Below are 24,557 nucleotides of genomic sequence, written 5' to 3'. Positions count from 1 at the left end.
CACCGACCCCCTGGTGCAGCCGGCCGCTCAGGCGGACGCGACCACCGGTCCCGGCTCGGGGGTGCGTCCCGGTCGGGTGACCGCCGCGACCGGGGACGGCGGATCACCCGCCGCGGCCGTCGCGGCACCCGCGCCGCCCACTCGGCCGACCGTGGACTGCCGCACGATGAGCTCGGTGCGCAGCGGGCGCGTGCGTCCCACCGGCCGGCCCTCGAGCAGCAGCGACATCAGGTGCCAGGCCTCGTGTCCCATCTCCCTGGTCGGCGTGCGCACCGTGGTCAGGCTGGGCGAGGAGAACCGTGCGAAGGCGATGTCGTCGAACCCGGTCACGGCGATGTCCCCGGGGACCGAGATGCCCAGCTCGTGCAGGCGGTTGAGCACGCCGAACGCGACCAGGTCGTTGAACGCGACGACGGCGGTGTGCCCGTGGACGACGTCGCGCTCGATCGCGGCGTAGCCGTCGTCCATGGTCGATCCGCACTCCACCACGGTGACGTCCAGACCGTCGACGTCCGCCAGGGACCGCAGCCGCTCGGAGTTGGACCACGACCGGGACGGACCGGACAGGTACAGCGCCCGGCGGTGGCCGAGGTCCCGGAGCAGCGCGAGCAGGTCGGCCGACCCTCGCCGGACGTCGCTCTGCACCACGGGCGTGTCGAAGCCGCGGGGCGACCGGTGCGTGCACACCACGTTCGGCAGGTAGCGCACCAGGTCCCGCATGCTCTCCTCGGACATGCGCGGGGAGCAGACGATCAGGCCGTCCGAGCGGCGGCCGAGCTCGATCGCGCGCTCGAGCTCGAGCTCGGGGTCCTCGTGGGAGTGGGCCACCACGATCCAGACGCCGTCGCGCTCCGCGGCGCGCTGGATGCCCTCGAGCAGGGTGTGGAAGTAGGGGTTGGACAGGTCGGGCACGAGCACGCCGACGGTCCCGGTTCGCCCCCGGACCAGGCCCTGCGCCGTCGCGCTCGGGCGGTACCCCAGCGCGGAGGCCGCGGCGACCACGCGCGCGGCCAGGGTCGGGCTCACGGTGCCCTTGCCGTTGAGCACCCGGGAGACCGTCGCCTCGGACACCCCGGCCTCACGGGCCACATCCGTGATCGTCGCCATCGTCGAACCTCGCTCCCCGGTCTGGTCGTGTCCCGCCCGTCCCCCCGTCCCGGCGTCCCGGCCGAGCGGGGCGCAGGGCGCGGGGCTGAGCCCGCACTGCTCCTGGCGCCAATCCTCACATCCCCCCGTCACCCGGTGGCGGGGTTCGGCGCGCGGCGTCGCCGGGCGCGGCTGGGACGGCGGCCGTCGAGTCGCGGATCACGAGCGTCGTCGCCAGCTCGACGTGGTGGGTCTCCGGTCGTTGGCCGTCGGCGATGCCCAGCAGCATCCGCAACGCCTGCCGGCCCATCTCCCGCATGGGCTGCCGGACGGTGGTCAGGTGCGGCGAGGACCACGTCGCGAGCGGGGTGTCGTCGAACCCGACGATGCTCAGGTCCTCGGGCAGCCGCAGACCCCGCCGGTGCGCGGCCTCCATCACGCCCAGTGCGGACGTGTCGCAGCCGGCGACGACGGCGGTCGGCGGCTCCGGCAGCGCGAGCAGCGCCTCGCCCATCGCCCGGCCGTCCTCGTAGGCGAAGCCCCGGCCGAGCAGCAGGGAGCGGTCCGGCGCGACATCGGCGTCGGCGAGGGCGGCCAGATGACCGTGCAGCCGCTCCCCCGCCGGCCGAGAGCCCGGCCGGCCCCCCGCGAACCCGATCCGCCGGTGGCCGAGCGCGAGCAGGTGCTCGGTCGCCTGCCGGCCGCCCGCCCAGTTGGTGGCGCTCACGCTGAGGACCTGCTGGGTCTCGCGCGAGCCGACGCCGACGGGGTCGATGACCACGAGCTGGAGACCCGCGTCCGCGCAGGCTCGGACCTGCGCGTCGGTCAGCGCGGTGGTCACCCCGACGATGCCGACGTGACCCTGGCGGACGAGGGAGCCGAACCACTCGGGGGCGAGCTCGGTCGCGGTGCCCCCGTCCGGCACGTGCGTGACCACCACGTCGACCCCCTGGTCGGCGCCGGCGGCGAGCACGCCGGACAGGATCTGCGCTGAGTAGAGGTCGACGACGGCGGAGAACAGCACGGTCACCGACCGGCGGACCTGGCCCGGCCGCGCACCGGTGGACGGGGTGTAGTCGAGCTCCCTCATCACGGCCAGCACCCGCGCCCGCGTGGCCGGCGCCACCTGTGCGCGCCCGTTGAGCACCTTGGAGACGGTCGCCTTGGACACGTCCGCCGCGCGTGCGACGGTGTCCAGCGTCGTCCGGCCCTCGGTGCGCGCCACCTGTGCCCCACCTTCCGCCCGACATCGCGTGAAACAGTTTCACCGGCGAGGCGCGTCGGTCAAGCGCGCGGTCGGCACCGGTCGGCACCGGTTGGCAGCCGCACTCGGCATTGACGCGAGACGGTCACCCGCTTACCGTCGGTCACGCTGAAACATGACTCGAAACAGTTTCAGTCTCAGCGGACGACCAGGTCTGCCCTGCCCCGCACCCAGCGGCAGCGACGACCGGCCCGTCAACAGCCGCAGCGCCACCGCACGTCCCCGCGAGGCCGCACCGCGGCGTGCCTCGCACGTAGCCGAAGCCAGGGAGCACCATGACCAGCTCACGCACCGCGCCCGCCTCCCGCAGCCGGCGCGCGCTGCTCCGGGGAGCCGGTGTCCTCACAGCGGCCGCCCTCGCCCTCACCGCGTGCGGCCAGGGCGAGCAGCCCGGTGCCGACGACGACCCGGCCGGCACAGGGGGCGGGGACGGGTCCGCGGAGATCCGCTTCTCCTGGTGGGGCTCCGACGAGCGCCACGCGCGGCACCAGCAGATCATCGACGCGTTCGAGGCCGAGCACCCGGACATCGACGTCGTCCCCGACTTCATCGACTGGGGCGGCTACTGGGACAAGCTCGCCACGGTCACCGCCGGCGGCGACACCCCGGACGTGTTCATGCAGGAGGACCGCTACATCCGCGAGTACGCGGACCGGGGTGTGCTGGCGGACCTCAGCGAGATGGACATCGCCACGCAGGACCTCGACGCGACGCTCCTGGCCAGCGGGCAGCTCGACGACGGCCTCTACGGCATCCCGACCGGCGCCAACGTGCTGTCCGTCATCGCGAACCCCGCGATCTTCGAGGCCGCCGGCGTCGAGCTGCCGGACGACTCGAGCTGGACCTGGCAGGACTACGAGCGGATCGCGCAGACGATCTCGGACAACACGCAGGACGGCGTGTACGGCACGTCGGACTACACGTACAACGAGACCGGCTTCATGGTGTACCTGCGCCAGCACGGGCAGAACCTCTACGACGAGGACGGCTCGCTGGGGTACGACGACGAGCTGCTCGAGGAGTGGTTCCAGCGCTCCCTCGACCTGCAGCGGTCCGGTGCGCAGCCACCCGCGTCCGAGGCACTGGGGCTGCCGACCGGGCAGACGTTCCTGGCGACCAACCGCGCCGCCATGGAGCTGACCTGGTCCTCCCAGCTGGGTCTCACCTCGGACGCCGCCGGCACCCAGATGGCGATCCTGCGGATCCCCGGGGAGGCGCAGCACGACCGCGCCGGGATGTACTTCAAGCCGGGCATGTACCTGTCCGTCTCGGCCGACACCCCGTACCCGGAGGCCGCCGCGGAGTTCGTCGACTACTTCGTCAACAGCACCGAGGTCGGCGAGGTCGTGCTGTCCGACCTGGGACTGCCGGCGAACGAGACGGTGCTCGCGGCGATCTCCGACCAGCTGACGGAGAACGAGCGGATCGCCGCCGAGTTCATCGGCGACCTGCAGGACGAGATCGTCGACGCCCCGCCGCCCATGCCGGTCGGCGCGGGCGAGGTCGCGGCCATCATCAAGCGGCTCAACGAGGAGGTCCTCTTCGAGCGGCTCACGCCGGCCGAGGCGGCCGACCAGTTCCGGTCCGAGGTCGAGGCGATCATCGGCTGATCCGGGTCGACCCCGTCGGACCGTCCCCGCGGTCCGCGGCGGTCCCGTCCTCCGCGGCGGTCCCGTCCTCTGCCGCCGTCCCGTCCTTCGCCGCGGTCCCGTCCGAGCCGGTCACCGCGAGCAGGTCCGGGAAGAGGTCACGCAGCGCGGGGTAGATCCGCCGGTGGACGGCGGCCAGCGCCGCGTACCGGGCGCAGGCGTCGGCGTCGGGCAGCACCTCACGGCCCGGGGGCTCCGGGGCGCTCGGGGCGCGGCCACCGTCGAGGTACGCCCGGGCGAGCACCGCCGCACCGGCCGCGCTCCACTCGGCGTCGGCGCAGACCCGCACCGGTCGCCCGGTCACGTCGGCGACGATCTGCACCCACAGCGGGCTGCGGCCACCGCCGCCGACGACGCGGATGGCGGCGACGGGCTCGCCGGTGACCGCCTCGAGGCGCTCCAGGTGCAGGCGCAGCTCGAAGCCGACGCCCTCGAGGATGGAGCGGTACAGGTGGGCCGGGGTGTGCCGGCCGTGCCAGCCGATCGTCGCGCCCCGTGCGGCGGGGTCCCAGTACGGGGTCTGAGCGGCGTTCCAGTACGGGACGGTGAGCAGTCCCTCGGCGCCGATGGGGACCAACGAGGCCGCCGCCTCCAGCTCGGCGCCGGCCGCGGCGTCCACCCCCCGGGCACCGAACTGCTCGCGGCACCAGCTCGCGACGTACGCGGCCGCGTTGAGCACGGTCTCGAGCGTGTACGTGCCGGGGAGCATCCCGGCGAGCGTGCGGAACGCCGGGTCCCGGCGCAGGTCGACCGAGTGCACGCCGAGGACCATCGACGTGCCGAGGTTGAGGTAGGCCACACCGGGGGTGGTGGCACCCAGGCCGATGCCGGCCGCCTGGCCGTCGCCGATCCCCGCGACCAGCGGCACGGGACCCGGCAGCCCGAGCTCGGTGGCGACGTCTGCGGTGAGGTCGGCGACCCGCTCCCCCACCGGGACGAGCTCGGGCATCTGCTCGCGACGCAGCCCGGCCAGCGCGAGAAGCTCGGTCGACCATGTCGCGCGGGCCAGGTCGAACAGCCCCAGCGTGTCCGCGGACGCGTCGCTGGTCGCCCAGCGGCCGGTCAGGCGCAGCGTGAGGTACGCGTGCACGTCCCCGACCATCGCGGCACCGGCGAGCACCTCCGGTTCGTGCCGCGCGAGCCAGGCCAGCTTGTAGATCGCCGGCGTGGTGTCCGGCGGCTTGCCGGACAGCTCGTGCACCCGGTCGGTGCCGAGCGCGGCGATCTCCTCGTGCGCGCGCCCGTCGAGCCACAGGATCGCCGGCCGCAGCGGGCGCCCGTCGGCGTCGAGGCAGACGAACGACTCGCGCTGGTGGGTCAGGCACAGCGCGCCGACGCGGCCCGCGTCGTCGAGCCCGGCCACGGCCTCGGCGACCGCTCCACGCGTGGCCGTCCACCAGTCCTGCGCGTCCTGCTCGTGCCACGAGGCGCGGGGCTGCCGGGTCCGCAGGGGCCGGGCGGCCTGCGCGACCACCCGGCCGGCGGCGTCGACCACGACCGCCTTGGACGCCGTCGTCGAGCAGTCGACCGCGACGACCAGGTCCGCCCGCACCCCCGGCGGCCCGGTCACCAGGTCGGTCGTGCGGTCGGTCATGCGCTGGGGCTCACAACGACCTTGAGCCCGGTGCGGGCGTCCGCCGTGGCGAACGCCTCGGCGACGTCGTCCAGGGCGAAGGTGTGCGTGACCACGGACCGCACGTCCACCAGCCCGCGGTCCACCAGCCGGATCGTGCGGGGATACATCTCCTGCATGCGGCGCGACAGCTTCAGGGTCAGGCCCTTGCGCCGCGCGACCGACGCCGGGAACGACGTCGTGTCCTCGCCCGGGATGCCGGCCAGGATCACCTGCCCGCCGGGGGCCGCCGCCTCGACGGCGAGCGCGACGGCGTGGTCGTTGCCGGCCACCTCGAACGCCACGTCGACGCCGCGCCCGCCGGTCGCGTCGGCGATCGCCGCGGTGACCTGCGCCGTGACCTGCGCCGTGACGTGCGAGGAGCCCGAGCCCGCGCCCGGGTCGAGGACGACGTCGGCGCCCATCGCCGCAGCCGCCGCCCGTCGGTGCTCGAGCGGCTCGACGGCGATGACCGTGGCGGCGCCGGTGGCGCGGGCCAGCTGCACCAGGCACAGGCCGATCGGGCCGCAGCCGATCACCGCGACGGTCTCGGCCGCCCGCGGGCGGGCCAGGTCGTGGGCGTGCAGCGCCACCCCGAGCGGCTCGAGCATCGCGGTGTCGGCGTCGCTGATGGAGTCCGGGACGGGGTGCAGCAGGTGGTCCGGCCAGGCCATGAGCTCGCGCAGTCCGCCGTCGTTGCGGCCGTGGCCGGCGAAGCGCACCGCGCGGCACAGGTTCCGGTGGCCACGCAGGCAGTCCTCGCAGTGGCCGCACGGCCAGGCCGGGTCGATCGCGACCCGGCGACCGTGCGAGGGGCCGCCCTCGACCACGCCGGCCATCTCGTGGCCGAGCACCAACGGCTCGGACAGCTGCGCGTCACCGATGCCCCCCTCGCCGAACCAGTGCAGGTCGGACCCGCACAGCCCGACGGCGGTCACGCGTACGAGGCTCTCGCCGTCGACGGCGACCGGGGCGGGCTCCTCGTGCAGACGGACGTCCCCCAGTCCGTGCAGCCGGGCGACCTTCATGACACCACTCCACTCTCCGCGTCGGCGTGCGGGTCCCGGGCGACCATGCCATGTCCGAGCACGTCCGGCCCGTCGTACTGCTCGACGTCCTCGGCGAAGGCCTCGCCGTCGTCCTGCGGCCGGTACCCCAGGGCGCGCGCGCCGCTCAGCACGAGGGTCGCCTCGTCGGTGTGCTCCACGGGTGCCTCCTCGTCGGACGGAGGGCCAGTGTCACCGCGCCCGGAGCCGACCGCGCGCGGGACGCGGCCGGGTGGCAACCTGGGCGGGCACAGGCCGCCGACGGAAGAGGACGCATGCAGTACACGACGCTCGGCCGCACCGGCCTGGAGGTCTCCCGCATCGCGCTCGGGTGCATGACCTACGGCGAGCCGGACCGCGGCAACCACCCGTGGACGCTGCCCGAGGACCAGAGCCGGCCGCTGCTGCAGCGCGCCGTCGAGCTCGGGATCACCTTCTTCGACACCGCGAACGTGTACTCCGACGGCTCGAGCGAGGAGATCGTCGGCCGGGCGCTGCGGGACTTCGCCCGTCGCGAGGAGGTCGTGCTGGCCACCAAGGTGCACGGTCGCATGCGCCCCGGCCCCAACGGCGCGGGACTGTCCCGCAAGGCGATCCTGCACGAGATCGACGCGAGCCTGACGCGGCTCGGCACCGACTACGTCGACCTGTACCAGATCCACCGCTGGGACCCGGTGACGCCGGTGGAGGAGACGCTCGAGGCCCTGCACGACGTCGTCAGGGCCGGCAAGGCCCGGTACCTCGGCGCCTCGTCGATGTGGGCGTGGCAGTTCAGCAAGGCGCTGCACCTGCAGGAGCAGCACGGCTGGGCCCGCTTCGTCAGCATGCAGAACCACCTCAACCTGCTCAACCGGGAGGAGGAGCGGGAGATGCTGCCGCTGTGCGCCGACGCGGGCGTCGGGGTCATCCCGTGGAGCCCGCTCGCCCGCGGCCGGCTGACCCGCGACCTGGACGCGACCACGTCGCGGTCCCGGACCGACGAGTTCGGCAAGACGCTCTACGGCACCGAGGGCAACGACGCCGAGATCGCCGCGGCGGTGGCCGCGGTCGCGGCCGACCGCGGGGTCCCGCGGGCCCAGGTGGCGCTGGCCTGGTTCGCCACGCGCCCCGAGGTGACGGCGCCGATCATCGGCGCCAGCAAGCCGGGCCACCTCGACGACGCCGTCGCCGCCCTCGACCTGGGGCTGACGCCCGAGGAGGTCGAGCGGCTGGAGGCGCCGTACGCCCCGCACCCGGTGGCCGGCTTCTGAGGGGTCCGGTCCGGTGACCGACGGCCGCCCACGAGCGGGCTGCCGGCACGACCCGTCCGCCGTCACGGGCCGGTGACGCGCGCGGTGACCAGCTCCGCGACCCGGCCCCAGATGGCGGACCGGGGGTCGATCACCGCGAAGTGGTCGCCGTCGTCCTCCACGGCGAGGACGTCGTCCCCGGCCGCGGTGGCGGCGCGGACGAACCCGCGCGCCATGGCGAGCAGGTGCGGGTCGTCGGCGAGCCCGCACACCACCGCCACCGGGAGTCCGACCGGCAGCCTCGCCGCGGGCGACGACGCCGCGTAGGCGGCCGGCACGGCGTCGGCACGGCCGCCCAGCGCGGCCGCCACGGCGCCGTCGCCCAGCCCGTGCCGGTCACCCGCGACCAGGTCCAGGACGCCCGCGAGCGACACGGTCAGCGCGGGTCGGACCGGCGCGGCGGGGTCGGCGGCGACGTCCGCGGCGAGCCGGGCCACCAACTGGCCACCGGCGGAGTGGCCGATCGTCACGACCCGGGCCAGGTCGACGTCGGCGCGCGCGCGGGCGACGCCGGCCAGCGCGTCGAGGGCGGCGGCCACGTCGGCCGTGGTGGCGTCCCAGCCATGGCCGTCCGGGCGGCGGTACTCGACGTTCCAGGTCGCCCAGCCCCGGTCCACCAGGTCGGCCGCCATCGGCTCCATGAGGTCGCTCTCCCAGCGCGACCGCCAGTAGCCGCCGTGCACGAGGACCGCGACCGGGTACCCGTCGGGCGGGGGCGGTCCCGGCGGCACGCGCAGGTCCGCGCGCTGGTCGGGGTGGGGGCCGTAGCGGTGCACCGTGGCCGGGTGGCTGCGGTGCACCGACCAGGCGGTGACGGCGTCGGCGAAGCCGCGCGGCCCGCGGCCGCGCACGTGCCGCCGGACGCCCGGCGAGCGGTCGGGCGCGCGGTCGCCGAGGTCGACGCGCAGGATCGCGGCACCCTCGGGCAGCCGCAGGTCGGCGACGTCCGGCGCGTCCGCGGGCAGGACCAGCACCACCTCCGCCGTCGTGGGCTCGCCGGCGGGCTCGTCGGCTGCGTCGTCGGCGGGGTCGCCGGCGGACCACCGCACGGCGCTCGCGATCTCGGCCGGGCCGGCCGAGGTCACGAGCTCGCCGGGCACGCCGGACGTCGTCAGGGCGCGCTCGACCACCTCGCGCGCGGCGCCGACGTCGGGCACGGCGCCGCGCGCGAGGACGACGCGCAGCCGGCCGCCGACCGGAGAGACACCGGGCGAGGCACCGTGCGCGGCCCCGGCCGTCGGGTCCCCCACCGTCACGGCAGCGGCCGGGACGCGAGCACGTCGCGCAGCGCGACCATGCCGTCGTACAGCTCACGGAAGCTCGTGCTCAGCGGCGCGGGCCCGATCCGGACGCCGCCGGGGTCCCGGTAGTCCGGGATGACGCCGCGCTCCCACAGCAGGTCGGTGACCTCGCGGTGGTCGGCGCGGCGGAGGGTCACGTGGCCACCGCGTCGACCCGGGTCACGCGGCGAGGCGACGTCCACGCCCAGGTCTGCCAGCCAGGCGTCGGCGAGCTCGAGGGTGAACGTGGTCAGCGCGAGGGACTTCGCCCGGACCGCCGCCATGCCGGCGCGGTCGACGACCTCCAGACCGCACCGCAGGGGGACCATGGCCAGGATGGGCGGCGTGCCGCTGACCAGGGCCCGCGCACCGGACGCCGGCGCGTACCCGGGCCCCATGGTCATCGGCTCGGCGTGGCCCATCCACCCCTGCACGGGCTGGCGCAGGCGACCCTGGTGGCGGGTCGCGAGGTACCCGAACGCCGGCGACCCCGGACCACCGCACAGGTACTTGTAGGTGCAGCCGACGGCGAGGTCGACACCCCACGCGTCCAGGTCCAGCTCCACCGAGCCGACCGAGTGGCTCAGGTCCCACAGCACGAGCCCGCCGGCCCCGTGCACCGCGGCGGTGATCGCCGGCGCGTCGGCCAGGTACCCCGACCGGTAGGCGACGTGGCTGAACGTCGCGACCGCGGTGCGCGGCCCGACGGCGGCACGCACGGCGTCGAGCGTGATGCCGAGCGCCGGATCGGTCCGGACCCAGCGCACGGTCAGGCCGCGCTCGGCGGCGACGCCCTCGACGACGTACCGGTCGGTCGGGAAGTTGTCGGTGTCGCAGACGATCTCGTCGCGACCGGCGGGTGCGGCGTCCACCGCGGCGCGCAACAGCTTGTAGAAGAGCACGGTCGTGGAGTCGGCGACCACGGTCTGCCCGGCGGCGGCACCGAGCGCGACCCGGCCGAGCTCGTCGCCGACCACCTCCGGCCACTGCATCCACCCGTCGGTCCAGCCGCGGATGAGACGTCCGGCCCACTGCGAGCCGACGAACTCGCTCATCCGGTCCGCCGTGGCGCGCAACGGCCGGCCCAGGGAGTTGCCGTCGAGGTAGGAGACCACGTCCGGAGCGGCGTCGAGCAGGAACTCCTCGCGCACCGCGGCCAGCGGGTCGGCGGCGTCCAGCTCCTCGGCGCGCCGGCGCCAGTGCTGGTCGGCCTGGGCGGTCGCGGTCACGGGGCTCCTCGGCGTGGGTCGGACGTCCTGTCGGGCCGGCGGGTCGGCCCGGCCACCAGCAGACCGTAGACGCCCGCCGGGTGGGCGCGCCGCCGGGCTGGCACGCTGGGCGCAGCCGCCGGCGCACCGGCACCGGCGCACCGGGCACCGGCGCACCGGGCACCGGCGCACCGGCGCACCGGCGCACCGCGCGCCGACCCTGCAGGAGGACCCACCGTGGACCGACACCCCGTCGTGGTGCTCGACGTGAACGAGACGCTGTCCGACATGTCCCCCCTGGGGGAGCGCTTCGCCGAGGTCGGCGCGCCGGCGCACCTGGCGTCGCTGTGGTTCGCCACGGTGCTGCGTGACGGCTTCGCCCTGGCGGCCAGCGGCACGCAGCAGCCGTTCGCCGCGGTCGCCGAGGCCGACCTGCGGCTGGCCCTCGCCCCGCACGACCTGGACCGGCCCCTGCCCGACGCCGTCGAGCACGTGCTGGCCGGGCTGCACGCCCTCACCGTGCACGACGACGTCCCGGCCGGCCTGCGTACGCTGCGCTCCGCCGGGCTGCGGGTCGTCACCCTCTCCAACGGCGCCGCGAGCGTGGCCGACCGGCTGCTGGCCGACGCCGGCGTCCGGGACCTCGTCGAGCGGACGCTCAGCGTCCAGGACGCGGGGGTGTGGAAGCCCGCCGCGGACGCCTACGCGTACGCGGCCGAGGTGTGCGGGGTCGACGTGGCCGACCTCGTCCTGGTCGCCGTGCACCCGTGGGACGTCGCCGGTGCCGTCCGTGCCGGGGCCGCCGGCGCCTGGGTGAACCGGTCCGGCAGCGAGTACCCGCAGGTCTTCGCCGCCCCGACGGTCTCCGGCCGGTCGCTGCCCGAGGTCGCCGACGCCGTCGCCGCCCGGTCGTGACCACGTCCGACCGGGCGGACCGGCGTCACGGTGCGGCGGTGTAGAAGTTGCGCTCCCAGCGGTGGGCGCGGATGGTCTCGCGCTGCTCGTCGGTCAGGTGGCGTCCGTCGCTGGTGGCGCAGTTGCGCTCGACGTTGCGGACCGTGCGCATCCCGGCGATGACGGTCGACACCGCGGGCTGGTCGAGGACGTAGCGCAGCGCGACGTCGGCGACCTCGTCGGTGCCGATGCCCAGGCCGTCGGTGAGGGCCTGCACGTGCCGCTCGACCTGCGCGGCCCGGTCGCCGCCGAAGTAGCGGTTGCGGAAGTCGCCGTCGGGGAAGGTGGAGTCGGCGGTGATCCGGCCGGTGAGGCCGCCCTCGTCGAGGGCCACGCGGACGATGACGCCGACGCCGTGCTCGACGCAGGCGGGGTAGAGCTCGTGCTCCGGCTGCTGGTGGAACGCGTTGTGGATCACCTGCACCGTGTCGACCTCACCGGTGCGGATCAGCGCGAGGGCGTTCTCGGGCTGGTAGTCGTTGATCGAGATCCCGAAGTGGCGCAGCTTGCCCTCCTGACGCAGCGCTGCGACGGTCTCCAACCAGTCGCCCTGGCCGACCCACTCGTCGCTCCACACGTGGAGCTGGACGAGGTCGAACGCCTCCAGGCCGGACGTCCGCAGGCTGATCTCGAGCTGTTCGCGGATGTGGTCGCCCGGGAACGTCTCGTCGGGGTGCAGACCGGACGGGGCGGGCCAGACGCCGTTCTTCGGTGGCACCTTGGTCGCCACGAGCACCTCGCCGGGGTGGTCGCGCACGACCTGACCGACGATCCGCTCGCTCTCGCCGTAGCCCCGCGCGGTGTCGATGACGTTCACGCCGAGCTCGATGGCGCGGTGCAGGGCGGCGACCGACTCGTCCTCGGTGGCGCCGATCCAGGCCGACTGCCCGATCCCCCAGGCGCCGTAGCCGATCTCCGAGACGGTCAGGCCGGTGCGGCCCAGCGGGCGGTACTCCATGGTCGGGCTCCTGGGTGTGGTCGGGTCGGGCCGGGGGTGGTCGAGCCGGGCGGGGTCCACCCTGGACCCCGTCCTCGCGCGGCGCGACCCGGGGCTGGTCGCCGGGGTCGGGCCGGAGCACCATGGGCGCCATGGCACCGAGCGGCCGCACCGGCGACGTCGTGCAGGGTCCGGACGGCGTCGCCGTCGTGTTCGACCGCGAGTGGACGAACCCGCCCGCCGACGTGTGGTCGGCGCTGACCGACCCAGACCGGCTGGAGCGGTGGTTCGGCCGGTGGAGCGGTGACCCGACGTCGGGCACCGTCGAGGTGACGATGACCGCCGAGGAGGGCGCACCGGCGGAGCCCGTGACGATCGACGCCTGCGAGCGTCCGCACCGCCTGGCCGTGACCACGGGCGCCCCGGGGCAGGGGTGGCCGCTGGACCTCGTGCTGTCGTCGCTGCCCGACGGCGGGACCCGGCTGCGCTTCACCCACCGCCTGCGCGCGGGCGACGACGCCGCGAGCATCGGGGTCGGGTGGCACTACTACCTGGACCGGCTCGACGCGGTCGTCGCCGGCCGGCTGCCGACCGGGTCCTGGGACGAGTACTTCCCCGCCCTGGCCGTCCACTACGCGGCGCCGGCCGGCCCGGGCTGAGGGTCAGGCCGCCGGGCGGGCCCCGGTGAGCTTGCCGCGCTCGGCGCGGGTGAGCGGCGGGATCGAGGCGAGCAGCTCGCGGGTGTACTGCTCGCGGGGCCGGGCGAAGATCTGCCCGACGTCCCCCGTCTCCACCTCGAGGCCGTGGTGCATGACGAGCACCCGGTGGGCCAGGTTCTGCACGACCGACAGGTCGTGGGAGATGAACACGATGCCGACCCCCAGGCGCTCCTGGATCTCCACCAGCAGGTCCACCACCTGGGCCTGGATGGTCACGTCCAGCGCGGACACCGGCTCGTCGCACACCAGCACGTCCGGGTCGCGCACCAGCGCCCGGGCGATCCCGATGCGCTGGCGCTGCCCGCCGGAGAACTGGTGGGCGAAGCGGTCCATCGCGTCGGCGCCCAGACCGACCAGCCCGAGCACCTCGGCGACCCGCTCGTAGCGCTCGGCCCTCGTCCCGGTACGGCGCACCGCCATCGGCTCGGCGACGACGTCGCGCACCCGCATCCGCGGGTCGAGCGACGTGTACGGGTCCTGGAACACCATCGGGATCCCTGCCCGGGCGGTGCGCCGGCGCCCGTGCGTCCGGCGCGTCACGTCGGTGCCCCGGAACGTGACGGTCCCCTCGTCGGCGCTCTCCAGCCCGACGAGGATCCGGGCCAGGGTGGACTTGCCGCTGCCGGACTCCCCCACCACGGCGAGCGTCTCCCCGCGCCGCAGGGTCAGGTCCACGCCACCGACGGCACGCACGCTCGTCCGCGACAGCCGCGACCCGGTGTGGAACACCCGGGTGATGCCGGTGGCCCGCAGGACGACGTCGTCGGCCGGCCCGTCCCCGGCCGCGGCCGGCGTGGCGGGCGGCAGCACGCGCGCCGGTGCCGGCACGGGGGCCGAGCCCAGCAGCTGACGGGTGTAGGCGGCCCGCGGCGCGGCGAACACCGCGTCGGCGTCGCCCTGCTCGACGACCACGCCGCGGTACATCACCGCGAGCCGGTCGGCGACCTCGGTCACCACGCCGATGTCGTGGGTGATCAGGAGCACCGCCATGTCCAGGCGGCGGCGCAGGTCGTCCAGCAGCCGCAGGATCTGGGCCTGCACCGTGACGTCCAGGGCGGTGGTGGGCTCGTCGGCGATCAGCAGCTCGGGCTCGAGCGCGATGGCCATCGCGATGAGGATGCGCTGACGCATGCCGCCGGAGAACTGGTGCGGGTAGTCGTCCACGCGCTGCCCCGGTCGGGCGATCCCGACCAGGTCCAGCAGCTCGACGGCGCGGGCTCGTGCCGCCTTGCGGGACAGTCCGCGGTGCACGCGGAACACCTCGCCGATCTGGTCGCCGATGGTCAGCACCGGGTTGAGCGACGACAGCGCGTCCTGCAGCACCATGCTCATGCGCTCACCGCGCACCTGGCGCCGCGCCCCCTCGTCGAGGGTGAGCAGCGACGTGCCGGACAGGCTCAGCTCGTCGGCCGTGACGACGGCGGCGGCGTCCTGGATCCCCATCACGGCGCGGGCCGTGACGGTCTTGCCGGACCCCGACTCGCCGAGCAGCGCGACGAGCTCGCCCGGGTGCACGTCGAGGTCGACCCCGGTGGCGGCGATCACGGCCGGTCGGCCGGGTGGGGTGAACCGTACGTCCAGGCCCCGCACCCGCAGCACGGGGGGACGGGTGCCGGCTCGCGGGGGCGTCGGCTGGTCGAGGATGGCCATGGGCCCATCCTGCACCCGACCAGGCGCCGATATGTTGCGTTCCCGTAAATTATCGCGCCGAAGTTTCGCGGTTTGGTTGACTCTCGCGCCGGATTCGGCGAAGAGTGTGCGTCAGGCGCCGGTACCGACCTGCGCTCCCGCCCCGACGAGCCCGACGGACGCACACCGACGTGCGAGCCGGCGCCGGCTCCTCGACCAAGGAGGACCACCGTGCTGGAACCGGCCAAGCGGTACACCGGCTACACCGCCTACGACTACCTGGAGCCCGGCGTGGACTACCGCGCCTTCGGGTACGCCGACCAGATCGGTCGCGTGCCGGAGTACGCGGGGCTCGACCTGTCGACGGACCAGGCCGAGCGCGCCCAGCGGCTGCTCGCCGAGGAGGTCGTGATCTCTCTGCACGAGCACGTGCAGGCGTTCCCCGCCGACATGACGAACCTGCGCGACCACATCCGCCAGGGCCGCGAACCCACCGCCTACCAGGGCCTGTCCCGCTCGGGCCTGACCGCCGTCTTCGACAACGGCATGGACGGGACGTGCTGCATCTCCAGCGACGCCGGCTGGAAGTACCAGGACGTCCTGTTCGACCTGGGCGTGCGGATGGCCGACCTGGCCCACCAGGACTTCGTGATCAAGGGCGAGACGCTGGCCGACATCCGCCACGCCCACGAGACCGGGCGCATCGCCCACGTCTTCGCTCTCGAGGCCTCGACCATGATCGAGAACGAGGTCGACCGGCTCGACGTGCTCTACGGGTTCGGCGTCCGGCAGATGGGCATCGCGTACTCCGAGGCCAACACCCTCGGCAGCGGCCTGAAGGAGCGCGGCGACGGTGGGCTGACGTACTTCGGCGAGCGGGCGGTCGCCCGGATGAACAAGCTGGGCATCGCCATCGACGTCTCCCACTCGGGTGACCGCACCTGCGTGGACACCATCAAGGCGTCGACCAAGCCGATCTTCATCACCCACGCCGGGGCCCGCGCCGTCTGGCCGACCAACCGGATGAAGACGGACGAGACCATCGTCGAGTGCGCGCGCCGCGGCGGCGTCATCGGGCTCGAGGCGGCGCCGCACACGACCCTGTCCCCGCAGCATCCGAAGCACAGCCTCGAGTCGGTCATGGACCACTTCGTGTACTGCGTGGACCTGGTCGGCATCGACCACGTGGCCTTCGGGCCGGACACGCTGTTCGGCGACCACGTCGGCCTGCACAAGGCCTTCGCCGCCAACCTCTCGCTCGGCCAGGCGCACGCCGGCGTCGAGTACGAGGAGGTGCCGTACGTCGACGGGCTGGAGAACCCGGCGGAGGCGATGGGCAACATCATCGGCTGGCTGGTCCAGCACGGGTACTCCGACGACGACATCCGCAAGGTCGTCGGCGGCAACATCATCCGCGTTCTCGAGGAGGTCTGGGTCTGATGCGCCGTCCGTCCGCACTCCCCGCCGCGGCGGTCACCGCCCTGGCCGCGCTCGCCCTCGCCGCCTGCGCCCCGCAGGCACCCGAGGAGGCCGACGCCCCCGCGACCGGCGGGTCCACCGCTGCCGCCGCCGGCAGCGACACCCTCACCATCGCCACCACCACCGACGTCGTGAACTACAACCCGCTGATCGGCAACAGCCGCAGCGACTACTGGATCACCAACCTCATGTACCCCCACCTGCTGTCGATCGCCGACGACGGCTCGAAGGAGCCGATGCTCGCCACGGACTGGGGCTACGTCGACGACACCACCGGGTACTACGAGATCCGCGACGACTTCATGTGGAGCGACGGCGAGCCGCTCACCGCCGACGACGTCGCCTACACGCTCAACGCGGTCAAGCGCGACGCCCCGGCCGGGACGTTCTACGGCCAGATGGGCACGTTCGAGGCCGAGTCCGCGGTCGCCGTCTCCGACACCCGGGTGGAGTTCACGCTCACCGAGCCCGACACCTCGCTCGTCGAGGAGATCGGGTTCTGGGGGAACGTCGTCCCGCAGCACGTCTTCGAGCCGGCCGGGTCGGTGGCCGAGTTCGCCAACGACGGCAGCGACGGCGGCTGGGTGAGCGCCGGACCGTACCTCCTCACCGACGTGCAGGCCGGCCAGAGCTACACCATGGAGCGGGTCGAGCCGTACCCGCTGGTCGAGGGCGGCGTGCCCGGCCCCGAGACCGTCGTCTACCGGGTCCTGCCGGACGTCAACACCGAGATCCTCGCCCTGCAGAGCGGCGAGGTGGACGCCATCGCCAACGCGCTGCCGCCCGCGCAGGTGGAGCAGCTGCGCAGCACCGAGGGCATCGAGGTGGTCGAGGTCGTCGGCCTCGGCTACGCCCACATGGTCTACAACATGGACAACCCCGACCTGGCCAAGACCGAGGTGCGCCAGGCCCTCGCCCACGCCGCGGACTACGAGTCGATCCGGCAGGTCGTGCTCCAGGGCCAGGCCGTCTCGACCGGCTCCAGCGCGCTGATGCCGGTGCTCGCCGACTACTACGACGAGTCCCTGACGGAGTACGAGTTCGACCCCGAGCTGTCGCGGTCCCTGATGGAGCAGGCCGGCTACACCGCCGGACCCGACGGGATGTTCCCGGTGTCGTTCCGGCTCATCTACTCCCTGCAGGACTCGGTCGGCAGCCAGTGGGCGCAGCTGGTCCAGGCCAGTGCCGCCGAGGCGGGCATCACGATCGAGCTGCAGGGCACCGAGCGCAACACGTACCTGGCGATGACCAACGAGGGCGACTACGACATCTACGCCGGCAACTTCGCCATCATGGACGACCCGGTGACGAACTTCCGGCTGTCGTACCTGCCCGGCGGCGCGATCAACTACACCCACGTCGACGACCCCGAGCTCAACGAGCTCATCGCCCAGGCCGGGGTGACCACCGACGAGGACGAGAAGATCGAGCTGATGCGACAGGCCGCCGCGATCGTCCACGAGCAGGTCTACGACAACATCATGTACACGCAGAACCTGTACGTGGCGCACAGCTCGGACTGGACCGGCTTCATCTCCAAGCCCAGCGAGCTGCTGTCCATCGTCAACCCGGTCTCGGTCGCCAGCGCCCGCAAGACCGACGGCTGAGGGAGGGCTGCCCGCGTGTCCATCGCCCTGTTCGTCCTGCGCCGCCTGGGACGAGGTGTGCTCACGGTCTGGTTCGCCGTCACCGTGACCTTCCTCCTGCTGCGGCTGCTGCCCGGCGACCCTGCCCTCGCCGTCGCGAGCACGAACATGACCGAGGAGGCGCGGGCGGCCCTGCTCACCCAGTACGGCCTCGACAAGCCGCTGCCCACCCAGTACGTGCTGTACCTGGGCCAGCTGCTCCAGGGGAACCTGGGGACGTCGTTCACGCAGTCCGTGCCCGTGCTGGACGTCCTCGCCCAGCGGATCCCCTGGACGCTGCTGCTCACCGCGACCGCCCTGGTGCTCACCGTCGTCGTCGGGATCCCGCTGGGGGTCGCGGCGGCGGCCCACCAGGGACGGTTCGTCGACCGCGCCGTGCAGGTGATCGGCGTGACCGGCCAGTCCTTGTTCGTCCCGAGCGTCGGCATCCTGCTGCTCTACCTGTTCGGCCTGCAGCTCGGCTGGCTGCCGATCGGCGGCGCCTACAGCCAGAACGTGTTCGGGTTCGAGTGGTACGGGTCGGTGCTCAGCCACCTCGTGCTGCCCGCCGTCTCGCTCACGCTCATCCAGCTCGGCTCGTACGCGCTGACCATGCGGGCCACCGTGGTGGAGGCGCTGCGGGACGACTACGTGGTGCTCGCCCGCGCCAACGGGATCCCCTACCGGCGGATCCTGTGGAAGCACGCGCTGCGCAACGCGCTGCTGCCGGCGACGACCCTGATCGGCCTCCAGCTCGGATTCCTGGTCGGCGGCGCGGTCCTCACCGAGACCGTGTTCGCCTACCCGGGCGTGGGCCGCGGCATCTACGAGGCCGTCACCCAGCTCGACTTCCCCGTGCTCCAGGGCGCCTTCCTGCTGCTCGCGGTCACGGTCGTCGCCGCGAACACCCTCACCGACATCGCGTACGGATTCCTGGACCCCCGAGTGAAGGCGTCATGACCAACCCCATCCCGGACACCGAGCTCGTCCCCGCCGTCGACCAGCCCGCCCTCGACGAGCCCGCCGTCGACGAGCCCGCCGGCACCGACGGGACCCGCGCCGGGCGGGCCACCTGGCGGGCGTTCCGCCGCCAGCCGCTGGGCATGATCTCCCTGGGCGTCCTCGCGCTGCTCGTCCTCATGAGCGTCGCCGCACCGCTGCTGTCCGCCGCGCCGGCGTCGTTCAGCGTGGACGTCCTGCGGCCACCGGGCGGGGACCACTGGTTCGGCACCGACGCCCTCGGCCGTGAGGTCTTCGCCGAGGTCGTCTGGGGGGCCCGCCAGTCGCTGCTCGTGGCGGGTGCCGCCTCGCTGATCGCCATCGTGGTCGGCACCCTGGTCGCCGTCGCGGGCGCCTACGTTCCCGCGGTGGACAGCGTCGTGGGCGTCGTCGTGGACCTGACCCTGTCGCTGCCCGTGCTGCCGCTGATGATCCTGGTCGCTGCGCTCGCCGGCCCGAGCACGACGACGATCATCCTGGTCATCGCGGCGTTCTCCTGGCCCGAGGTCACCCGCCTGGTGCGGTCCCAGGCACTGTCCGTCGTTCACCTGCCCTACGTCGACGCCGCCCGGCTGATGACCGGCCGGCACGGCTGGATCATCGGGCGGCACGTGATCCCCGCCGTCACCCCGGTCATCGTCGTGTCGGTCGTGGTGACGGCCTCACGCGCCGTGCTGTCCGCCGCCGGGCTGGCGTTCCTCGGCCTCGGCGACCCGACCGTCTGGTCCTGGGGCCGGATCCTGTACGAGGCGCAGCAGTCCGGCGCGATGGTCAACGCCTGGTGGCTGACCCTGTTCCCCTCGCTGGCCATCCTCGCGCTGGTGCTGTCGGCGACCCTGCTCTCGATCGCGTACAACGACGCCCGGAACCCGAGGAACCATGACCGCTGACGCCGTCACCTCCGTCCTGCCCGACGCGCCGGGCGGCCGGCGCACCCGGCTGGACGCCGACGTGCTCGACCGCCTGCAGGACTCCGTGCGCGCCCGCACCGCGCTCGCCGGGATGGACGCCGTCCTCACCGACGACCCCGACGACGTCGCCTACCTCACCGGGTTCTTCCACCACCCGTGCGAGCGGCCGGTGGCTGCCCTCGTGGAGACGTCGGGACGCACCCTCCTGCTGGTCCCCGAGCTCGAGCTGCAGCACGCGCAGGAGCAGCACGCGCGCGCCGAGCTCGTCTCGTACCCGGAGTACCCGGGTCGCCAGAGCCCGTTCGCCGCGCTCGCGCGGGTGGCCGCCCGGCCGGCCGGGGCGCGCATCGGGCTCACCACCACGATGACCCAGCACCGGCTGGCGCTCGCCGGGGCGGCGTTCGGGGACGTCGCCTGGGTGCCGACGGAGCTCGTCACTCGGGCCCGCTACGTCAAGGTGCCCGAGGAGGTCGCGCTGCACCGGGAGGCCGCCCGGATCACCGACCTGATGCTCGCGGCCGGGGTCGAGCTGGTCACCGACGCCGTCGCGGCCGGCGGCGCGCTGCCCAGCGAGCAGGAGCTCGCGGCGCACGTGACCCGGACCGGCACCGGCCTGATGTACGCCGAGCACGCCGACGTCGTCGTCGTCTCCCCGCTGGCCGGCGGACTGGTCTACGCCGGGGCCAACTCCGCGATCCCGCACGGGCTGCCGTCGGGCTACCGGCTCCGCCCCGGGGACACGTTCATGCTGTCCCTCGGGTGCGCCGTGGGCGGCCGGTTCGTGGAGGGCGAGCGCACCTTCGTGCTCGGCGAGCCCTCGGCGGACCAACGCCGCTACCACGACGCGGTGCGCGACGCACAGGCCGAGGGCGGACGCGCGATCGCACCGGGGGTGCGCTGCGCCGACAGCAACGCCCGCTGCCTCGACGTCATCCGCGCCCGTGGGCTGGGCGGGTACCTGCGTCACCGGCAGGGCCACGGCATCGGCGTCGGCATGCACGAGCCGCCGTGGCTCGAGGACGGCGACCCGACCGAGCTGATCCCCGGCATGGTCGTGTCGAACGAGCCGGGGATCTACGTGCCCGGGCATGCCGGGTACCGGATCAGCGACAGCATGCTCGTCACGCGCACCGGCTCCGAGCCGCTGACGTCGTTCCCCCGCTCGCTCGACGACTGCGTCATCCCGGTGTGACGCCCCGCGCCTCCCGCCCGCCCGGCTCAGCCCAGCCCAGCCCGGTCCAGTCCAGCCCAGTCCAGTTCAGCCCAGCCCAGTCCAGTCCAGGAGCACACCGTGACCACTCCGCCCGACGTCTCCCCCGAGTTCGCCCGTGCCACCACCGGTGCCCAGCGGGTCCGCATCAACGGCAACGAGCTCGCCGTCGAGGTGCTCGGGCCCCAGGGCGCGCCGGTCGTCCTGACCCACCACGGCGCCCCCGGCCTGGGATCGCGCGCCGAGCCGCGGGCGTCGTTCGGCCGGCTCGCGGACGAGTACCGCGTCGTGGTGTTCGACGCGCGCGGCAGCGGTGAGTCCGAGGGCTCCGGCGAGCTGAGCCACGAGCAGTGGGCCGCCGACCTGGACGCCCTGCGCGAGTGGGCCGGCGCCGAGACGGTCGCGATGGCCGGCGGCTCGTACGGCGGCTTCATGGCGATGGAGTACGCGATCCGCTACCCGCACCGGGTCCGGGCGCTCGTGCTGCGCGACACCTCGGCCGACAACGGCAACGCCCACCTCGCGCGCGAGAACGCGCTGGCCTCGGACCGCGTCACGGTCGACATGGACAAGTTCGACCGGATCGACCGCGGGCAGGTGCGCGACGACGAGGACCTGCGCGACTGCTGGCGCGAGATCCTGCCGCTGTACGACTTCGTGTACGACCCGGCCGCCGTGGAGCGCAAGGTCGAGGCCACCCCGTACCGGTACCAGGCGCACAACTACGCTTTCTCCGTGAACCTGCCGCAGTACGACCTCAAGCCCCTGCTGCCGCAGATCACCGCGCCGACCCTGGTCACCGTGGGGCGCACGGACTGGATCACCCCGGTCGCCTGCAGCGAGACGATCGTCGACCTCGTGCCGGGTGCCGAGCTCGCCGTCTTCGAGCACTCGGGTCACTCCCCGCAGATCGAGGAGGCCGAGGCCTGGACCGCCACCGTGCGCAGCTTCCTGCACCGGGTGTACCCGCCGCACCCGGCCGGTGGCGGGTCCTGATCGGCACGCCATGAGCCGACTGCTGGGCCCGCTCGACGAGCTCGACACCCGGATCGTCGTCGCGCTGCAGGAGGACGGGCGCGCGTCGTGGCGCAAGGTCGCCGACGCCGTCGACAGCCCGGTCACCACGGTGGCGCGCCGCGGTCAGCAGCTGCTGGCCGACGGCATCGTCAAGGTCACCGCCGTCCCGGCGCTGGGCGCCCACGGCCCCTACGACAACTTCCTGGTCCGCATCAACTGCACCCCCGGGACGCACGCCACCGTCGCCGCTGCGCTCGTCGAGCGCCCGGACGTGCGGTTCTGCACGATCGTCACCGGCAAGTTCGACATCATGGCCGAGCTCGTGGTCTACGGCGGGGTCAGCCGGTACCCCGAGCTCATGGCCGGGCTGCACGGCGTGGACGGCGTCGAGCGCTCGCGCAGCGACCTGATCCTGCACGTCTACAAGGTCACCCACGACTGGTCCCGCCAGCTCTCCGGGCGTGACCCGGGGCTGCCCGACACCCTCCCGCCCGACGTGGCCGCCGAGCCCGAGCCCGAACCGGCCGACCTCGCCCACCTGGACGCCGCGGACTGGGCCATCCTCGACCGGCTGCAGCAGGACGGGCGGGACACGTTCCAGTCCGTCGCCGACGCGGTCGGCCTCAACGAGAGCAGCGTCCGGCGTCGGTTCGAGCGGATGCGCTCCGCGGGGTGCGTCGACATCGTCACCCTCGCCCGGTCCGCCGCCCTCGGCATGGGCACCGAGACGCTGGTGACGGTGCGGGTGGCCCCGTCCCGGCTGGACAGCGTGGCGCGCGCGCTGGCCCGGCACCGGTCGGTGCGGTACCTCGCGGCGCTGCTGGACGACAACTCCCTGTTCTGCGAGGTCATCACGGCCTCGGCCGCCGAGCTGCACCGGTTCTTCCGGTCCACGCTCGCCCAGCTCGAGGGCGTCGAGGGCTGGAACGCGTCCATGGAGCTGGTGTTCCTCAAGCGCGGCGGCGTCCAGACGCCGTGGTGGCGGGCGCAGCTGGAGCAGGACGCCCCGAGCCTGCTGCAGCAGCCCCCGAGCATGGACGCCGTCCGCTGAGGGTGCTCGCGTACGTGAGCCGGCGCCGGTTCGGCACGGTGCCGGTGGACCCCTGACGGGCCGGGGCTCAGTCGCCCGGCTGGTCGGCCCGACGTCCGGCGCGCAGCGAGAACACGTTCCACGAGGCGGGCGGCAGCGACGCCCGCAGCTCGCCGTCCACCACCTGCGCGCCGGGGTGGGCGACCGGCACGACGCGCTCGGGGTCCTGCCGGGTGTTGGCCGCGCGCCAGTCGTCGTCGGCCAGCAGGACCGCCCGCTCCAGCGTCGCGCCGTCGAACGCCGCCAGGCTCACGTCGAGGTCGACCGCCTGCGACGGGTCGCGGTTCACCGCGAACACGGTCAGGTCGCCGGTGGCCTCGTCGAAGGTGGCGACCGTGTCGATCGCGAGCACCGGCCCGTAGCGCGCGGTCTCGACGGTGGGCGCGTCGACCTGCGGGCTCAGCACGACGCCCTTCGCGGCGTTCGCGACGTGCGCGAACGGGTAGAAGATCGTCTGCCGCCAGGCGGGTCCCTCGGGCTCGGTGCGGATGGACCCGATGGTGTTGACCAGCTGGGCCTGGCACGCCGCCGCGACCCGGTCGCTGTGCCGCACCAGCGTGATGAGCAGCGAACCGACCACCACCGCGTCGGCGACCGTGTAGTCGTCCTCGCTGATGCGCGGGGCCTGCGGCCAGCCCACGGGGAAGCCCCTGGCCTTGCGCTCGGCGTTGTACCAGACGTTCCACTCGTCGAAGGAGATGTCGATCCGCTTGGTGCTGGACCGCTTGGCGCCGACGTGGTCGGCGGTCGCGACGACGTCGTCGATGAACCGGTCCATGTCCACCGAGGACGCCAGGAAGCTGGCGACGTCGTCGCCGACGACCTCGTAGTACGCGTGGGCGGAGATCATGTCCACGACGTCGTAGGTCTCCTCCAGGACGGTCGCCTCCCACGACCCGAACGTCGGCATCTGGCGGTTGGAGCTGCCGCACGCGACCAGCTCGAGGTCCGGGTCGTACTGGCGCAGCGCCCGCGCGACCGTCGCGGCGAGCCGGCCGTACTCGGCCGCGGTCTTGGCGCCGAGCTGCCACGGGCCGTCCAGCTCGTTGCCCAGGCACCACAGCCGCACCCCGTGCGGCTCGGCCGTCCCGTGCTCGGCGCGCAGCCCCGACAGGGTGGTCCCGCCCGGGTGGTTGCAGTACTCGAGCAGGTCGACGGCCTCGTGCACGCCCCGGGTGCCCAGGTTCATGGCCATCATCGGCTCGACGTCGGCCTTGCGGGCCCAGCGCATGAACTCGTTCAGCCCGAAGGCGTTCGTCTCCGTGGTCCGCCACGCCAGGTCCAGCCGCGTGGCCCGCTCGTCGGCGGGGCCGACGCCGTCCTCCCACCGGTACCCGGAGACGAAGTTGCCGCCCGGGTACCGCACCATGGTCACGCCGAGCTCGCGCACCAGCTCCAGCACGTCGGCGCGGAACCCGTCCTCGTCGGCGGACTCGTGACCCGGGTCGTAGATGCCGCCGTACACGCACCGGCCCATGTGCTCGACGAAGGAGCCGAACATGCGGGGCCGCACCGGCCCGACGACGAAGGCGGGATCGATGTGGAGACGCGCT

The 24,557-nt window shown here is 73.9% G+C and carries 21 protein-coding genes; 11 read left to right on the top strand and 10 right to left on the bottom strand.

Features of this window, described 5'->3' with window-relative positions:
• Positions 1-27: 27 nt before the first annotated feature.
• Positions 28-1,107: a LacI family DNA-binding transcriptional regulator gene (locus Q0840_RS15895; RefSeq protein WP_298461111.1), complete on the bottom strand. Its 1,080-nt coding sequence runs from the start codon at positions 1,105-1,107 to the stop codon at positions 28-30.
• Positions 1,108-1,222: 115 nt separating this feature from the next.
• Complete coding sequence (locus tag Q0840_RS15890) at positions 1,223-2,311, bottom strand: LacI family DNA-binding transcriptional regulator (protein ID WP_298461110.1); 1,089 nt, start codon at positions 2,309-2,311, stop codon at positions 1,223-1,225.
• Between the two features lie 314 nt (positions 2,312-2,625).
• On the opposite strand from Q0840_RS15890, the gene Q0840_RS15885 reads away from it, so the two are divergent.
• The gene (locus Q0840_RS15885) at positions 2,626-3,960 is read left to right on the top strand and encodes an ABC transporter substrate-binding protein (RefSeq protein ID WP_298461104.1); all 1,335 of its coding nucleotides are present in this window, start codon (positions 2,626-2,628) and stop codon (positions 3,958-3,960) included.
• Here the strand turns inward: Q0840_RS15885 and Q0840_RS15880 are convergent.
• The 3 genes from Q0840_RS15880 to Q0840_RS15870 are packed head-to-tail and all read right to left on the bottom strand — an operon-like array spanning position 3,950 to position 6,818.
• Positions 3,950-5,593, bottom strand: coding sequence for an FGGY-family carbohydrate kinase (locus Q0840_RS15880; RefSeq protein WP_298461101.1), 1,644 nt, complete (start codon positions 5,591-5,593; stop codon positions 3,950-3,952). The two genes, Q0840_RS15885 and Q0840_RS15880, sit on opposite strands and share 11 nt — an antisense overlap.
• Entirely contained in the window at positions 5,590-6,639 is a 1,050-nt protein-coding gene (locus Q0840_RS15875; protein ID WP_298461098.1) for a zinc-binding dehydrogenase, read from the bottom strand. Before Q0840_RS15875 ends, Q0840_RS15880 begins: the two co-directional genes overlap by 4 nt.
• Positions 6,636-6,818, bottom strand: coding sequence for a hypothetical protein (locus Q0840_RS15870; protein WP_298461096.1), 183 nt, complete (start codon positions 6,816-6,818; stop codon positions 6,636-6,638). Before Q0840_RS15870 ends, Q0840_RS15875 begins: the two co-directional genes overlap by 4 nt.
• 114 nt (positions 6,819-6,932) lie before the next feature.
• On the opposite strand from Q0840_RS15870, the gene Q0840_RS15865 reads away from it, so the two are divergent.
• On the top strand, positions 6,933-7,907 hold the full coding sequence (locus Q0840_RS15865) for an aldo/keto reductase (protein WP_298461094.1): 975 nt from the start codon (positions 6,933-6,935) through the stop codon (positions 7,905-7,907).
• A 62-nt stretch (positions 7,908-7,969) separates the two neighbouring features.
• Here the strand turns inward: Q0840_RS15865 and Q0840_RS15860 are convergent, their stop codons facing one another.
• Positions 7,970-9,196 carry an alpha/beta hydrolase gene (locus Q0840_RS15860; RefSeq protein ID WP_298461092.1) on the bottom strand — a complete coding sequence of 409 codons (1,227 nt, stop codon included), beginning with the start codon at positions 9,194-9,196 and terminating at the stop codon, positions 7,970-7,972.
• Between the two features lie 2 nt (positions 9,197-9,198).
• Positions 9,199-10,455, bottom strand: coding sequence for a kynureninase (locus Q0840_RS15855; protein ID WP_298461090.1), 1,257 nt, complete (start codon positions 10,453-10,455; stop codon positions 9,199-9,201).
• A gap of 216 nt (positions 10,456-10,671) precedes the next feature.
• Between Q0840_RS15855 and Q0840_RS15850 the strand changes: the two genes are divergently transcribed.
• Positions 10,672-11,349: a haloacid dehalogenase type II gene (locus Q0840_RS15850; RefSeq protein WP_298461087.1), complete on the top strand. Its 678-nt coding sequence runs from the start codon at positions 10,672-10,674 to the stop codon at positions 11,347-11,349.
• 25 nt (positions 11,350-11,374) lie between these two features.
• Here Q0840_RS15850 and Q0840_RS15845 read toward each other — a convergent pair whose 3' ends face one another.
• Positions 11,375-12,346 carry an aldo/keto reductase gene (locus Q0840_RS15845; protein ID WP_298461085.1) on the bottom strand — a complete coding sequence of 324 codons (972 nt, stop codon included), beginning with the start codon at positions 12,344-12,346 and terminating at the stop codon, positions 11,375-11,377.
• Positions 12,347-12,477: 131 nt separating this feature from the next.
• Here Q0840_RS15845 and Q0840_RS15840 point away from each other — a divergent pair, with 131 nt between their 5' ends.
• On the top strand, positions 12,478-12,984 hold the full coding sequence (locus Q0840_RS15840) for an SRPBCC family protein (RefSeq protein WP_298461082.1): 507 nt from the start codon (positions 12,478-12,480) through the stop codon (positions 12,982-12,984).
• A gap of 3 nt (positions 12,985-12,987) precedes the next feature.
• On the opposite strand, the gene Q0840_RS15835 is transcribed toward Q0840_RS15840, so the two are convergent.
• A complete protein-coding gene (locus Q0840_RS15835; protein ID WP_298461079.1) occupies positions 12,988-14,694 on the bottom strand; it encodes an ABC transporter ATP-binding protein in 1,707 nt (568 codons plus the stop codon).
• Between the two features lie 210 nt (positions 14,695-14,904).
• Here Q0840_RS15835 and Q0840_RS15830 point away from each other — a divergent pair, with 210 nt between their 5' ends.
• The 7 genes from Q0840_RS15830 to Q0840_RS15800 all read left to right on the top strand — a co-directional run bounded on the left by Q0840_RS15830 (position 14,905) and on the right by Q0840_RS15800 (position 22,965).
• Positions 14,905-16,113 (top strand): dipeptidase, encoded by a 1,209-nt coding sequence (locus Q0840_RS15830; protein ID WP_298461076.1) that lies wholly within the window; start codon positions 14,905-14,907, stop codon positions 16,111-16,113.
• Entirely contained in the window at positions 16,113-17,759 is a 1,647-nt protein-coding gene (locus Q0840_RS15825; protein WP_298461073.1) for an ABC transporter substrate-binding protein, read from the top strand. Before Q0840_RS15830 ends, Q0840_RS15825 begins: the two co-directional genes overlap by 1 nt.
• Before the next feature lie 15 nt (positions 17,760-17,774).
• Entirely contained in the window at positions 17,775-18,737 is a 963-nt protein-coding gene (locus Q0840_RS15820) for an ABC transporter permease (protein ID WP_298461072.1), read from the top strand.
• Positions 18,734-19,666: an ABC transporter permease gene (locus Q0840_RS15815; RefSeq protein WP_298461071.1), complete on the top strand. Its 933-nt coding sequence runs from the start codon at positions 18,734-18,736 to the stop codon at positions 19,664-19,666. Before Q0840_RS15820 ends, Q0840_RS15815 begins: the two co-directional genes overlap by 4 nt.
• Positions 19,656-20,879 (top strand): Xaa-Pro peptidase family protein, encoded by a 1,224-nt coding sequence (locus tag Q0840_RS15810; RefSeq protein WP_298461069.1) that lies wholly within the window; start codon positions 19,656-19,658, stop codon positions 20,877-20,879. The genes Q0840_RS15815 and Q0840_RS15810 overlap by 11 nt, the downstream gene beginning before the upstream one ends.
• Positions 20,880-20,978: 99 nt before the next feature.
• Positions 20,979-21,893: an alpha/beta fold hydrolase gene (locus tag Q0840_RS15805; protein WP_298461068.1), complete on the top strand. Its 915-nt coding sequence runs from the start codon at positions 20,979-20,981 to the stop codon at positions 21,891-21,893.
• 10 nt (positions 21,894-21,903) lie between these two features.
• Positions 21,904-22,965, top strand: a complete 1,062-nt coding sequence (locus Q0840_RS15800) for an Lrp/AsnC family transcriptional regulator (protein ID WP_298461066.1) — start codon at positions 21,904-21,906, stop codon at positions 22,963-22,965.
• Between the two features lie 67 nt (positions 22,966-23,032).
• Here Q0840_RS15800 and Q0840_RS15795 read toward each other — a convergent pair whose 3' ends face one another.
• Positions 23,033-24,505 carry an alpha-N-arabinofuranosidase gene (locus tag Q0840_RS15795; protein ID WP_298461138.1) on the bottom strand — a complete coding sequence of 491 codons (1,473 nt, stop codon included), beginning with the start codon at positions 24,503-24,505 and terminating at the stop codon, positions 23,033-23,035.
• Positions 24,506-24,557: the final 52 nt, after the last annotated feature.

Source organism: uncultured Cellulomonas sp., from assembly GCF_947494015.1.
Lineage (GTDB): Bacteria > Actinomycetota > Actinomycetes > Actinomycetales > Cellulomonadaceae > Pengzhenrongella.
This window is presented reverse-complemented; position numbering and strand designations above follow the sequence as displayed.

Bases quoted from the DNA above. Each gene is read 5' to 3' on its own strand.
- Q0840_RS15875 (WP_298461098.1), bottom strand. From the start codon at position 6,639: ATGAAGGTCGCCCGGCTGCACGGACTGGGGGACGTCCGTCTGCACGAG.
- Q0840_RS15895 (WP_298461111.1), bottom strand. From the start codon at position 1,107: ATGGCGACGATCACGGATGTGGCCCGTGAGGCCGGGGTGTCCGAGGCG.
- Q0840_RS15795 (WP_298461138.1), bottom strand. From the start codon at position 24,505: ATGTTCGGCTCCTTCGTCGAGCACATGGGCCGGTGCGTGTACGGCGGC.
- Q0840_RS15810 (WP_298461069.1), top strand. From the start codon at position 19,656: ATGACCGCTGACGCCGTCACCTCCGTCCTGCCCGACGCGCCGGGCGGC.
- Q0840_RS15840 (WP_298461082.1), top strand. From the start codon at position 12,478: ATGGCACCGAGCGGCCGCACCGGCGACGTCGTGCAGGGTCCGGACGGC.
- Q0840_RS15835 (WP_298461079.1), bottom strand. From the start codon at position 14,694: ATGGCCATCCTCGACCAGCCGACGCCCCCGCGAGCCGGCACCCGTCCC.
- Q0840_RS15800 (WP_298461066.1), top strand. From the start codon at position 21,904: ATGAGCCGACTGCTGGGCCCGCTCGACGAGCTCGACACCCGGATCGTC.
- Q0840_RS15825 (WP_298461073.1), top strand. From the start codon at position 16,113: ATGCGCCGTCCGTCCGCACTCCCCGCCGCGGCGGTCACCGCCCTGGCC.
- Q0840_RS15880 (WP_298461101.1), bottom strand. From the start codon at position 5,593: ATGACCGACCGCACGACCGACCTGGTGACCGGGCCGCCGGGGGTGCGG.
- Q0840_RS15815 (WP_298461071.1), top strand. From the start codon at position 18,734: ATGACCAACCCCATCCCGGACACCGAGCTCGTCCCCGCCGTCGACCAG.
- Q0840_RS15845 (WP_298461085.1), bottom strand. From the start codon at position 12,346: ATGGAGTACCGCCCGCTGGGCCGCACCGGCCTGACCGTCTCGGAGATC.
- Q0840_RS15865 (WP_298461094.1), top strand. From the start codon at position 6,933: ATGCAGTACACGACGCTCGGCCGCACCGGCCTGGAGGTCTCCCGCATC.
- Q0840_RS15885 (WP_298461104.1), top strand. From the start codon at position 2,626: ATGACCAGCTCACGCACCGCGCCCGCCTCCCGCAGCCGGCGCGCGCTG.